Source organism: Paenibacillus sp. S29 (assembly GCF_049319765.1).
GTDB lineage: Bacteria > Bacillota > Bacilli > Paenibacillales > Paenibacillaceae > Paenibacillus > Paenibacillus polymyxa_B.
In genome coordinates, this window is the sequence record NZ_JBMOUI010000017.1 from 25429 (window position 1) to 38585 (window position 13157).

Here is a 13157-nt window from a genome sequence, read left to right on the forward strand (position 1 = left end):
GATGTGAATATCCTCCCGCTGCACCTGGCAGTCAGGAGGACAAAAGGACAGTTTAACGTGCGCTTCCACCCCGTCATTGATCCAGTGAAACAATTTCTTCCGCCTCAACCACCAATCGATCCCCTACGGAAGCCCGACCGCTTCCGAGAATATAGCCCCGCCGACGCTTGATAACTTCAAAATAGAGATCAATTCGGTCTCCAGGCTTGGCCAAGCTGTGGAATCGAATTCCATTGAGGTTAGTCAGGTATGAAATGCCTTTTTTATCAATCGCAGCGAATGCCGCTAATTGTGCAAGCGACTCCACAATCAACATAGGAGGCATGTATGGGTTAGTGTCAGTAATGAACCACTCACTCCAGGTGACAAGCTTGTATCCCTTCGCCCATTGCGACGTTTCGTACCCGGTCACGCCATCCAACAGAAGAAATGGGTACCGGTGCGGAAGCACATCCGGGATATGGATTAGCTCTTCGCTCACAGGCTTATTCCCCTTCCCACTTGCGAACAGCAAGGCAGACGTTGTGCCCTCCGAAACCAAATGAATTGCTAATCGCCGCGCGGACCTCGCGTTCCTGATATACATGCGGCACAAAATTCAATTCAGGAGCCTCAGGATTGTCGCAATTGAGTGTCGGTGGTACTTTGCTGTGAATCATACTCTGCACAGTCGCAATTAATTCGACTGCCCCTGCACCGCCCATTAAATGACCAGTCATGGATTTAATAGACGATATCGCCAAACGGGGGGCATGCTCCCCGAATACTTTTTGAATAGCATTAATCTCCATACGATCATTAAATGGCGTACTCGTACCGTGGGCATTGACGTAGTCGATTTCCTGCGGTGTTAAGCCGCCATCCTGCAGTGCGATATTGATCGCTTCTGCCGGGCCGGAGCCAGAGGGATCTGGAGCCGTGATATGATACGCATCAGTTGTGCATCCGTAACCCACAACTTCGGCCAGAATGGTGGCTCCGCGGTTCAAAGCATACTCCAACTCCTCCAGCACCAAGACTCCTGCTCCTCCACCGATGACGAATCCATCGCGATCCACATCAAACGGACGACTAGCCTTCTGCGGCTCTTCATTACGTCTGGAGAGAGCATGGATATTCGCAAAAGATGCCAGATCAAGCTGACTAAAATTGGCTTCTGCTCCACCGGCAACCACGACATCAGCCGTGCCGTACTGGATCGTACGTAATGCCTCACCAATGGCATTACTTCCTGTGGCACAAGCCGTAACCACAGCAAAAGAAGGCCCCTTGGCTCCAATAGCAATGGAGATTTCACCAGGTGCTGAATTAATCATCATCGAGGAAACAAAATAAGGAGAAACTCTTTTGGGACCAAGCTTTGTTAATTTCCCAAAGTTCTCCTCTATAACGTCGAGGCCGCCTGCCCCAGAGCCGACAATAACCCCCACGCGACTTGCATTCCGCTCATCAATCACTAATTTTGATTGCTCCATTGCCTGCCGGGCAGCCGCCAAAGCAAACTGAGTGAACTGTGCGACTTTATTAGCTTCCTTCTTGCTCATATATTGCAAGGGGTCAAAGCCCGTAACCTGTGCACCGATCTTTGTCGGAATGTCCGCTGTATCGAAAGCAGTGACAGGTCCGATTCCACTTTTTCCTTCCAACAGTGAATTCCAGAAATCCGTAAGATTAAGCCCGACCGGCGTTACGACTCCCTGTCCAGTCACTACAACACGTCTTCTCACTGTATCCACGTCCTTCATTGAAATTAATTCTTAGAAGCCTGTTGCTCGTAGAGAGGAAAGTCGCCATACACATGACTGATTTTTTCATGCACATCCGCAAGATCAGCATATACCTCGACGACCACAAGCTTGTTCTCCTGATACTTTTGCCAAGCAAGCTGAAGCTGTTCGCGTGCCTCTCCCTTACTCCGAATTGCAAGGCTTTCCACAAACTCGTACTGAGGAATTTGAATTCCTGTCTTGGCCGCCTCAGAAACAAACGGGAGGGACTGCCCTGTGAGATGCTTATAATTCATCTGATTCTGTAACCAACCATACCCACCATTATTGAGTACGAGATAGATTAACGGTATTTGATACTCCACCGCCGTCATAAAATCCGAACAGAAAAGATTGAACGCACCGTCACCTACGAGTGCTACTACTGGACGTTGTGTTGCCACGCTTGCTCCCAGAGCAGCAGCCGCACCGAATCCAAGACTCGTTTGATCACTAGGAACAATCGAAAAAGAGCCTTGGGCAAAGCGAAAATATGGATAAAAATAGGACCACATATCCTGCAATCCATTCTCTTGAAGAAGCACCAGATTTTCAGGGAACTCCGTCTGAATCATGTCCAACAGCTCAGGAACGTGGATTCCAGGGGTCTTTTTCAGCTCTTCCAAATAAATAGCCCTGTGAGAAAAAGCCTCCTGTTTACAGCTCCTAATCGTTTCAAGCCACACTCCATCAGGCTCCTGGCCGCGCCGTTCAAGCCACTGCTCCACCGCTGCATATCCATCACCAAGCACCTTGATACCCCTGTACTCGTGTGCAAAATCCTCCAGATTTACATTGACTTGAATCAAAGGTGTATCCTGTAGCAAAATATCCCACTCAAAAGTAGCCGTTTCTTCCAATCGACTGCCCAGTGTGATTACCACATCAGATTCCTTCCAGATTTGTCTTAGACTAAGATCTGTATAGAGTCCCGCAACACCACAGAAGAGTTTGTGGTCTTCATCAACTACACCCCGTCCCGAGGCGGTTGCGAACAAGGCCGCTCCATGTTGGTTAGCAAACTGCTCAATCACATCACCTGTACCTGACTTCATTCCGCCTCCGACTAGAATAAGTGGTCTGCGGGCGTTCTCAATAATTCCCCACGATGCATCCAACTCCCGACGAGACGGAGAGCACGACAGCTTTTCTGGTGGGGTAAACTGAAACCCTGTTGGCACAGGCTGGTCCATCAGGTTTTCAGGGAGTTCGATATAGACAGGACCTGGTGCTCCATTGATAGCCAAAAAGGCAGCCCGCTCCATCGCCCATACAAGCCGATCCACATGCTCGACACGATAAGCCCATTTTACGAGCGGCTTCACGAGTGAGATTTGATCCGCTTCCTGAAAGGATCGGGTACCCAGCTTGTCTCCACCAGTGCCAAGCGCCAGAAGCAGAAGCGGAGCGCCCAGGTTTTTGGCTTCCAGCAGCCCTGTGAGTGTATTACTGAGCGCAGGGCCTTTCCCCACAACACACACGGACATCTGGTTGGTGGTGAGCGCATAACCTGCTGCCATGAACACAGCATTACGTTGATCTTTGCATAGGATAAAATCCATACCGGATGAGGGGAGTGACGATACGATTTTGAGATCATCACTTGGTAATCCAAAGAGATGCTGAACCCCAGCCGATTTTAAGTAGCCAATGATGGCATCCCAGGGAAAGAAGCTCGCAGTCATACCAAACTCCTCTTTTCCGACAAATATTCTGCGACAATTTCTGAAATCAGGATCGGCTTCGAAATGAGCTTGAAATCGTAAAAAATATAGTTCGACATCGTGCCGTAGCCACCAAAAGGCTTATTACCTTGATCCACATCCTCAAGCGTCTGATTAATGGTCAGCGTGTGCTTCTTTCGCAGAACGTCAGTCAGGTGCTCCGATCCGTATAAGCTGCACCCCATTGCACGTTCACTGAAATAACTGGAGGAAATACGCTTGATCAATTGCTCGTCGTCTTGGTAGCTAACTACATTGAAGACTGGCGAAAAATACTCAATAATCTCCAGATTCTGATCCAATTCACTATATACAACCGTTGGCTCCATCTTTTTTGTACGGAAATCAATGCCGCCGCCGTAAATAATAAACTTATCGTTCGTGTTGAAATATTCGGAAACCGAATATAGCGTGTCTTTATAGAATATAGGGGTATAGTTTGCGTTCGGATCATCGTTGGCACCAAACACGAGTTGGTCAAGCTGTTGAATCAGCAGATCTTTGAAATGCTCACTCACATCTTGATGTACCAGAATGATGTCGGGGCCTAGGCAGTCTTGTCCAGAGTTGAACAATCTCATTCGGATCACATCGGTAACCGCCAGCTCCAGATCTGCATCAGGTCCGATGATGAAAGGATTTAGTCCTTGTCCGTAAAAAATGTAGAGCTGATCTTTTCGAATCTGTTTTTTGATCTTCTCTGCATTGGTATAGCTTCCCGTGAACACCACAATATCAGCTGGCATCACGGAATTCTCCATGAACACCTTCTGGCTAACTTTACGAATATAGATGGGTAATCCATGTACAGCCTGAAGCTTTTCATGCAGCATGTTGACGTACTCGTTTACGTGAGAAGAAGGGCGAAAGTCTATATTTTCAACGTACAGGGACGGAATCAAGAGGTATAATGCATAGGAGTACAAAATGACGTTGGAAGGCATAAATACAGCCATAGATCGTTGCCAGCTTGGCTGATAGGTCTGCACTTCTTGCAGAGCACCTTGAAGTGTGAGGATCGTGGAGTCAATTTCTGCATTGGCAGCCCGATAGGATGAAAATTGTGTGAGAATATCCATCACTTCCTGCCGATTTTCAATCAAATAATTGAGGCATTTCAGAATAGATTCATGCCTTTTCAGAAACAGTGTGTTTTCTGCCAGTTCTGGATTTATACTCATGGCACATTCTCCCTTTCCTGTATGCAGTTTTGGTATATATCTTGTTATGCTTTGCGAGAAGCAGCTTTCTCTAGAGCAACACGCTCCATCTCCAGACGATCTACTTTTCCATTGCGATTTAAAGGAAAATGATCGAGCGGAAGCAAAAGATCGGGAAACATGTATGAAGGGAGTACCTGACTCATCTCTTTGCGGAGCACAGGCACGACCTGTGAGGAATCACTTTCGATGAATGCGACAAGCAATGTCCCTTTAGCCTCATCCTCCAAGGTAATCACGCAGGATCGGTAGCCTAGCGAACCAATTCGGTCCTCAATATAGACCGGAGATACCATGTAGCCCATCCGGTTGACCGTCTTACCGCTGCGACCAATGACATACAGCATTCCGTCGTCCAGATAGCCCAGGTCCCCCGTCTTGAACCAGCCGTCCTGTAGAACGGATTGCGTCAGGTCTGGACGATTTAGATAACCTTCCATGCATCCAGCACTGCGTATCCACACTTCGCCTACGATACCGTCCGCCTGCTGGTTGCCTGTAGAATCTAGTATTTTCAGATCCACACCAGGTAATGGTAGGCCACAACCCTTCGGACACTCTAGCGTCCCCAGCGTAACGTTGCCCAGTTCAGAAAGGCCGTAACCATTCAGCAGGGGCTGTCCAAATATGTTGTTAAATTTCTCTTCAAGGTCCTGGGTAAGTGGGGAACCGCCTACGCACCACATGCGCACCGGAGCTTCCTTGACCATTTCCAGTTGTTCGGGTTTTCGGTTTAGCATACGCAACAAGGTGTAAAAAGCAGAGGGGTTAGCGTCTACGACCGTCGCCCGGTCTTTCGTAATACTTGCAATGACGCTCCAGAGGTTTTTTGGATTGCAGATGATGAGAGAACATGAAGTTAACCACCAGGAGAAGATAAGTGAGATTCCATAAAAATGAGAAAAAGGCACAACGGGGAGCATATGGTCAGACGGTAGGTAGTTCATGGCGTGTATGGAATGCCTGATATTCTCCATAAAAGCTGAACCAGCTTTCACGATTCCCTTGGGTTTTCCCGTCGTACCTGAAGAATACAGAATGAGCGCATCTGACCTCTCGCACCACTTGTTAAAGTCGAGGGCTTCAAGCTTTGGCTCTCCCACCCAATCCGGGTGTACTGCTTCTTCTTGAATCAGATCTTGAATCAGAATAACGAGAGCATGAGGAAGTTCTAAATCGGAATCCGTAAGGATGCAACAGGCATCCGCTTCATCATAGATTTGGGCCACCTCATCGAGCACAGTCTGCTCGTCCACCACAGTCACCGAAACAGCAATATTGCACAGGGAGAACAGAGACACAACAAACCAATAGGAATTGGCCGCTTTCAGAATCACTCTACCGTCTTCGGGAATTCCTCTGAGCGTCAACATCCGGGAGAAGATCGTAACGTCTCGCTCCAGACGCTCCCTAGTCATAACTCCTTCAGGTGAGATAATACGGCAATCCGTATGCGTAATAAGCACAACGTTCCCTCCTTACATCCCCGTAATATGGTATCCAGCATCTACATGGATAACTTCACCCGTAATGCCTCTCGATAAATGGGAAAATAGGAATAACGCCGTATCTCCGACTTCCGACGTATCAACCGTCTTGCGTAGGGGCGTAGTTTCTTCAATATGTTTGAGCATTGTGTTAAAATCTTTAATGCCATAGGCAGCCAAGGTCCGTATCGGACCAGCGGAAATCGCATTTACACGAATGCCATATGTGCCCAGATCATTCGACAGATAGCGCATGCTGGCTTCCAGTGAAGCCTTCGCCACACCCATAACGTTGTAATTTTTGATCGCACGTTCTGCGCCAATATACGTCATGGTGACGATACTTCCACCCTCTGTCATCAGCGGGTATACTCGACGGGATACAGCAGCCAGAGAATAGGCACTGATTTCTTGGGCAACAGCGAACCCCTCGCGAGAAGTGTCAACGAACAAGCCATCCAAGTCCTCAGCCTTAGCATAGGCGACACTGTGAAAATAACCATGCAGTACGCCTACTTTTTCTTTTAGAAAATCCGCCAATGCATCAAGCTCTTCATTGCTTTGTACATTACAAGGACAGACCAGTGCTCCCGGAATGGTTTCAACGAGCTTTAGTACCCGCTCTGCAACCCTCTCATTTTCGTAAGTAAAAATGAGCTGTGCTCCTTCAGCAGCTAAAGATTGAGCTGTCCCCCAGGCAATACTCCTGTTATTAGCCACGCCCATAATCAAAATGTTCTTACCGCTCAGTAGTACTGCCACAGAAACCACCTTTCTTTTTTACATTTTTAAACAAAATAACAACTTAATTGCGTATGTCTACATTTATAGACATATGTAATCTTTCCTGGAATATTATCGCGTTAATTGCCAAACTTGGATAGGCGACGTTTTAGGCAAATCACAAAATTTATTTTAAAATTTGTGTGAATGGGTAGAACACTACTCCGCAGTTGATTTTAGCTATAATCTCGAGCCCAATTTTTTCAAATTCCAAGCGCCTCCATACTAGACCCATAAATTCATTTTACAACGATCCTTCTTACTAAGGTCTGGAAAACACATCGTGTATGCTGTCTGTCATCTCACAAGAAATAGTTGTGTTGCTTCTGTTGGTCTGTGTTCAAATCGAAAGGAATACATGTGTGTGAAAAAAGGTAGCGAGGCAAAAACAAGGTGACTGTCAAAGCGAGTTAAACATAAAATCCGCATATTTTTGTAAATATTTACATTACGATGACAGAATCACCCCCCTACCGGAAGTAACCACTTCATTTTCACCAACAATGACTCTTCCGATTTGAACATCCTGAGTGACCAGCCAGATATCATCTAAGTGTAAGCCTTAACCTTTATAGACTACGCTTTTGTTTTTTGGGAGCTACAGTATAGCTAAAGGAGACAACAAAGTCGATTGCCAGAACGATTGCCCATGTTTGCATAATGCCCTCCAAAGACATCGTACGCTGAGGATCATCAACATACACAATGATGGCGAGCAACAAAGCATTACCTATAGCCCAACCCAAAAGGTGAAGCAACCATCCTATCCGTTCCTCTTTTGCATGAGCAGCACCATACTTGCGTTCAGGCTTGGGTCCCTTACCAAACCAATGGGAGAACCGTACATCCGCCCACTTAATTAACCTATGACCAAATGCTACTGTAATACCAAAATAACAGGCCGCCAAGCCAGTAGCAGTCGTAATCTCCATGCCACTTTTCACCGTGATGAACACCGCAATCAGTAACAGGATATCAATAATGGGGGTAAATAGTAAAAGAAGACCGCCTAACTTCTTCAAGCCAAACATATACCTTGCGATCAAGCCTGCAACAACAAAAACCCAAAATAAAACTTCAGCACTAATAATAAATAAATACATAATAGATGATTCCTTTCAAATTAGAAATTGGTATTTACCAAAACTATCCCCCTTTCATGCCCACTATCATACAATATTATACATAATATTCCTAGTATTTTGTCTATAATTACATAAAAGGAAACAAATAGCCGTTTTTTTCTGCGAAAAACAGTATCTGTTCAGATCATTTCGTTTTGTTCTCAAAATGGGCATTTTACATGATATGCTACCCATAAAGAATTATGATGATCTGAAATGAAAAAAGATGTACCTATGCTAATCAGCACGGGTACATCTTTTCTACAGATACACTATCCAATTACAATATGCCCTTCGGGACGACGGTACAATGTCTTGGTCGAGCGTGGACGAATGGCATAGGCAATCGTAAGAGGACCAATCCGACCAATAAACATGGTCACACAAATAATCAGCTTGCCTGCATCAGACAATCCTGGCGTTACTCCTACGGACAAGCCTACCGTTCCGATTGCGGAAGCAGCCTCAAATGCAAGGGAGAGAAATGGGGCATCCTCTGTCATTAGGAGCAGTACAACCACAATCGAGAATATAAATAGGGCCAGTACAATAATGGTAAGCGCCCGCATCATGATATCGTTAGGGACCCTGTGGCGGAAAAACACAATTTCCTTCTGTCCTCGCATGACGGCGATTAGCGCACCTACCATAAGCAGGAACGTAGTCGTTTTAATTCCTCCTCCCGTGGAGCCCGGAGAAGCACCGATAATCATCAGCAACATAATAAAAAACTGACTTGCCTGCCTTAACCCGCTGATATCGACTGTGCTCGTACCTGATGATCTCGTGGAGACCGATTGAAAGACCGCTCCATATACTTTGCCTTCCCAGTTCAACGCGCCCAAGGTTCGTGCATTGGTAAACTCAAAAATAAATATAACCAGCGCACCAATCACAATGAGCACTCCCGACACGCTAAGTACCATTTTGGAGTGTAGAGACAGTCTTCGGGTACGGCGAAAATCGAACAAATCACTAAGTACAAGGAAACCCAAGCCTCCAGATATAACGAGCACAGATGCAATCATATTGAAAACAAAATCTCCAGCGTACTGTTGGAAGCTAGTCCCAAACAGATCGAATCCCCCGTTATTAAAGAGGGATACGGAATGGAATATTCCATAATAGATCGCTTGTCCGACAGGCATCTCTCGCATCCACCGCAAAGCCAAGACGACAGCAGCTATCGCCTCAATGGTAAAAGAAAAGATCAGCACCTTGCGAATAATACGCACGATCCCTTCCATGCTATCGGCATTAATAGCCTCCTTAAGCAGCAACCGATCCTTTAACGATAATCGCCGCCCCAACAACAGCGCAAACAAGGTCGCTAAGGTCATAAACCCCAGACCGCCTAGCTGCATCAGCACCAAAATGACGGTTTCGCCAAACATCGTATACGTTGAATCGACGTCAACAACAACCAGTCCTGTGACACAAGCGGCTGAGACGGACGTAAAAAGCGAATCAATCCAATGCGGAGCATGACCACTATGATTGGCAACAGGAAGCATCAGTAGCAAAGTACCCAATGCAATAATCAATAAATATCCGATGACCAATATAAAAGGAGGCGATGCGAACCGACTAAGCTTGACGCTGCGTTTCATTAGAGTATTCTCTCCATCCGTTCTTATGAAAAAGAGGAACAAGACACGGGAAGCCCGGCTGATCCTCTATATTCATAATGTTATGTTATTCTACTGTTGGTTACGCATATGCGGGAAAAGCAGCACATCGCGAATGGAAGGCGCATCTGTCAGCAACATAACCAAACGATCGATGCCGATGCCCAGTCCACCTGTTGGTGGCATCCCGTATTCCAAGGCGCGGATAAAGTCATCATCCATTTCATGCGCCTCGTCGTTACCATGCTCACGTTCCAGCAATTGTGCTTCAAAACGTTGGCGCTGGTCGATTGGATCATTCAACTCAGTGAACGCATTCGCATGCTCACGAGCAACCACGAACAACTCGAAGCGATCCGTAAACCGCGGATCTTGTTCGTTTTTCTTGGCCAACGGTGAGATTTCAACCGGATGTCCAGTAATAAAGGTCGGTTGAATAAGCGTTTCCTCTACGAACTGCTCAAAGAATGCATTCAGAATATGGCCAAATGTCATATGCGGTTCAACCGAAACTTTATGCTCTTTCGCAAGGCGATGAGCTTCTTCATTACTCATCTGCATGCTAAAGTCTACGCCTGTTACTTCTTTAACAGCATCAACCATGGAGACTCTGCGCCATTGCGGCGTCAGATCCACTTCCTGGCCTTGATATTGAATGTGCTGTGTGCCCAGTACTTCCTGCGCAATATGTGCAACCATGTTTTCCGTCAATTGCATGATATCTTTATAATCAGCATACGCTTCATACAGCTCAATCATCGTAAACTCAGGGTTATGGCGGGTCGAAATACCTTCATTACGGTAAACACGACCGATCTCATATACTTTCTCCATTCCGCCGACAATTAGTCGTTTCAAATGGAGTTCAATAGCAATACGCATATAAAGCTGCATGTCCAATGCATTATGGTGCGTAACAAATGGCTTCGCTGCCGCCCCGCCAGCAATAGAATGCAATGTTGGAGTTTCAACTTCCAAATAGCCGAGCGAATCGAGATAACGACGCATGGATTGAATAATACGGGACCGTGTAATGAACGTTTTTTGTACTTCAGGGTTCATAACCAAATCGACATACCGCTGACGGTAACGCAATTCAACATCCTTCAGGCCATGATATTTCTCTGGTAATGGATACAAGGATTTGGACAAGACCTCAATATCCAGCACTTTGATTGTCGTTTCGCCTGTTTTGGTCTTGAAGAGCACACCCTTAACACCAACAATATCACCCAGATCCAAAATACCAAATGCTTTATATTTGGATTCAGGTACCGTGTCTTGACGAACATAAATTTGAATACGTCCGCTAAGATCCTGTATATGAGAAAAGCTGGCTTTCCCCATCACACGTTTAGCCATAATACGGCCTGCTATGCTAACTTCAATATTCTTTTCTTCCAGTTCTTCCTTAGTCAAACTGTCATACTTGCTCAGTAGTACGCCCGCTTCAGCTGTGCGTATGTATTTGCGTCCAAAAGGATCAATGCCCAGTGAGCGAAGCTCGTCCAATTTGGCACGACGAATTTGCAATAATTCACTTAATTCCTCGCGATTTTCTTGTGATTCCTGGTTAGTAGTTTCATCCGACATGGTGCTAAATCAGCTCCTTCAATATGAATAGACGGGCCGGGGTCCGTCCGGGTGTAGAGAAAAAAAGCTTCCACAAGGAAGCTTTTACATTAAATTCCAAAGTCCGTGTCTTATTTCTTGATATCCACGATTTTATATTGAATAACGCCTGCTGGAACGGTGACATCCACAACAGTTCCCTTTTTCTTACCGAGAATTGCCTTGCCAACCGGACTTTCATTCGAAATCTTGTTTTGTAGCGGGTCAGATTCGGCTGAACCTACGATAGCATACTCTGTAATATCTCCGAATTCCAAATCTTCAACGGTCACAGTTGCACCTACTCCCACAACATCGGTGTCAATTTCATCACTATTGATAATGCGGGCATTGCGTAGCATCTTTTCCAACGTAATTACACGGCCTTCAATAAAGGCCTGCTCATTCTTCGCATCCTCATATTCGGAGTTTTCACTAATATCTCCGTATCCGATGGCTACCTTAATCCGTTCAGCCACTTCGCGGCGTTTGACAGACTTTAAGTTCTCAAGCTCATCTTCGAGCTTTCTAAGACCTTCCTGTGTCAGAATGACTTCTTTATCGCTCATCTTAACCGATTCTCCTGTCATGGGAAAAGTTTAAAAGTGCATCGGAATGCACGCTTTCAAAACATAATATGCCACTCTGAGGGAATGAGAACATTTCCTGCTGTTGTCTTGAGAGCTGCACACAATTTGTAGCATACATCAAGATTTTATACTGAACGATTATAGGGCAAGCAATTGGAAAAGTCAATCGCGTGCACAGGCCGGAACAGCTTCCTTATTGCGCAACAGCAGCAGGAGAAGCAGCGCTTGTAGAAGGCTCATCGTTATCTACCATGTGCAATTGAGATACAAATTGATCCAAAATGCGTACCATATCGTCGCGCTTTGTTTCTTCCATAATGACATCCTTAATACGTGCCGAACCTTTAAACCCTTTGAGGTACCAAGCCAGATGCTTACGCATTTCACGGACAGCTACTGCTTCACCCTTCAATGCAACCAGACGATCCATATGCAGAATGGCAATACGAATTTTTTCTTCCGGTGAAGGATCGGGCAACAGCTCGCCCGTTTGCAGGTACTCAATCGTACGGTAGAGCATCCACGGATTCCCCAGAGCACCACGTCCGATCATAACGCCATCACAATTGGTCAAATCCAGCATACGGCGGGCATCTTCCGGTGATGCCACATCACCGTTTCCAATTACAGGAATGGAAACTGCTTCTTTAACTTCTTTTATAATATCCCAATTCGCATGTCCCGTATACAGTTGCTCCCGTGTACGGCCATGTACGCTAACGGCCTGACCTCCGGCACGTTCAACAGCGCGAGCGTTCTCTACGGCATAAATATGCTCGCTATCCCAACCAATACGCATTTTCACGGTAACCGGCTTGCTTACCGATTCCACTACCGCCGATACCATCTCATAAATCTTGTTTGGATCAAGCAGCCAACGAGCGCCTGCATCACATTTGGTCACTTTGGGAACCGGGCAGCCCATATTGATGTCAATAATATCTGCATTCGTCTCCTGGTCTACGACTTTCGCAGCTTCCACCAAAGATTTGCGGTCGCCTCCAAAAATTTGCAAGCTAAGCGGCTTCTCGCGCTCATCTACAAACAGCATCTCACGTGTACGCTTGTTGCCGTGAATGATGGCCTTATCACTAACCATCTCTGCACATACCAAGCCTGTACCGAATTCCTTGGCGATCAAGCGAAAAGCAGGATTGCACACGCCTGCCATGGGTGCCAAGACAACTTGGTTTTTCATTTCAATATCGCCGATTTTCAACATAT

At 46.1% G+C, this 13157-nt stretch carries 11 protein-coding genes; all 11 read right to left on the minus strand.

Going from position 1 to position 13157, the window contains the following annotated elements; genetic code table 11:
- Positions 1-73 precede the first annotated feature (73 nt).
- The 11 genes from ACL9RM_RS22905 to dusB all read right to left on the minus strand — a co-directional run bounded on the left by ACL9RM_RS22905 (position 74) and on the right by dusB (position 13155).
- On the minus strand, positions 74-481 hold the full coding sequence (locus ACL9RM_RS22905; RefSeq protein WP_025721676.1) for a 3-hydroxyacyl-ACP dehydratase FabZ family protein: 408 nt from the start codon (positions 479-481) through the stop codon (positions 74-76).
- Between the two features lie 4 nt (positions 482-485).
- Positions 486-1727 carry a beta-ketoacyl-ACP synthase II gene (gene fabF, locus ACL9RM_RS22910; RefSeq protein ID WP_250267126.1) on the minus strand — a complete coding sequence of 414 codons (1242 nt, stop codon included), beginning with the start codon at positions 1725-1727 and terminating at the stop codon, positions 486-488.
- A 23-nt stretch (positions 1728-1750) separates the two neighbouring features.
- Entirely contained in the window at positions 1751-3451 is a 1701-nt protein-coding gene (locus ACL9RM_RS22915; protein ID WP_250267125.1) for a thiamine pyrophosphate-binding protein, read from the minus strand.
- The gene (locus ACL9RM_RS22920) at positions 3448-4671 is read right to left on the minus strand and encodes an aldehyde dehydrogenase family protein (RefSeq protein WP_103049295.1); all 1224 of its coding nucleotides are present in this window, start codon (positions 4669-4671) and stop codon (positions 3448-3450) included. The genes ACL9RM_RS22915 and ACL9RM_RS22920 overlap by 4 nt, the downstream gene beginning before the upstream one ends.
- Positions 4672-4715: 44 nt before the next feature.
- On the minus strand, positions 4716-6176 hold the full coding sequence (locus tag ACL9RM_RS22925; RefSeq protein ID WP_250267122.1) for a class I adenylate-forming enzyme family protein: 1461 nt from the start codon (positions 6174-6176) through the stop codon (positions 4716-4718).
- Between the two features lie 12 nt (positions 6177-6188).
- Positions 6189-6959, minus strand: coding sequence for an enoyl-ACP reductase FabI (gene fabI, locus ACL9RM_RS22930; RefSeq protein WP_013308164.1), 771 nt, complete (start codon positions 6957-6959; stop codon positions 6189-6191).
- Between the two features lie 590 nt (positions 6960-7549).
- Complete coding sequence (locus ACL9RM_RS22935) at positions 7550-8083, minus strand: hypothetical protein (RefSeq protein WP_250267120.1); 534 nt, start codon at positions 8081-8083, stop codon at positions 7550-7552.
- A 293-nt stretch (positions 8084-8376) separates the two neighbouring features.
- Positions 8377-9714: a TrkH family potassium uptake protein gene (locus ACL9RM_RS22940; RefSeq protein ID WP_061831233.1), complete on the minus strand. Its 1338-nt coding sequence runs from the start codon at positions 9712-9714 to the stop codon at positions 8377-8379.
- A gap of 90 nt (positions 9715-9804) precedes the next feature.
- Positions 9805-11325, minus strand: coding sequence for a lysine--tRNA ligase (lysS, locus tag ACL9RM_RS22945; protein ID WP_250267119.1), 1521 nt, complete (start codon positions 11323-11325; stop codon positions 9805-9807).
- Positions 11326-11435: 110 nt separating this feature from the next.
- Positions 11436-11912: a transcription elongation factor GreA gene (gene greA, locus ACL9RM_RS22950; protein WP_013308160.1), complete on the minus strand. Its 477-nt coding sequence runs from the start codon at positions 11910-11912 to the stop codon at positions 11436-11438.
- Positions 11913-12126: 214 nt separating this feature from the next.
- On the minus strand, positions 12127-13155 hold the full coding sequence (gene dusB, locus ACL9RM_RS22955; protein WP_250259961.1) for a tRNA dihydrouridine synthase DusB: 1029 nt from the start codon (positions 13153-13155) through the stop codon (positions 12127-12129).
- Positions 13156-13157: the final 2 nt, after the last annotated feature.

What these genes read in the sequence shown, in the direction of transcription:
- ACL9RM_RS22915 (WP_250267125.1), bottom strand. Translation starts at nt 3,451, where the DNA reads ATGACTGCGAGCTTCTTTCCCTGGGATGCCATCATTGGCTACTTAAAA.
- ACL9RM_RS22920 (WP_103049295.1), bottom strand. Translation starts at nt 4,671, where the DNA reads ATGAGTATAAATCCAGAACTGGCAGAAAACACACTGTTTCTGAAAAGG.
- ACL9RM_RS22935 (WP_250267120.1), bottom strand. Translation starts at nt 8,083, where the DNA reads ATGTATTTATTTATTATTAGTGCTGAAGTTTTATTTTGGGTTTTTGTT.
- ACL9RM_RS22940 (WP_061831233.1), bottom strand. Translation starts at nt 9,714, where the DNA reads ATGAAACGCAGCGTCAAGCTTAGTCGGTTCGCATCGCCTCCTTTTATA.
- lysS (WP_250267119.1), bottom strand. Translation starts at nt 11,325, where the DNA reads ATGTCGGATGAAACTACTAACCAGGAATCACAAGAAAATCGCGAGGAA.
- greA (WP_013308160.1), bottom strand. Translation starts at nt 11,912, where the DNA reads ATGAGCGATAAAGAAGTCATTCTGACACAGGAAGGTCTTAGAAAGCTC.
- dusB (WP_250259961.1), bottom strand. Translation starts at nt 13,155, where the DNA reads ATGTTGAAAATCGGCGATATTGAAATGAAAAACCAAGTTGTCTTGGCA.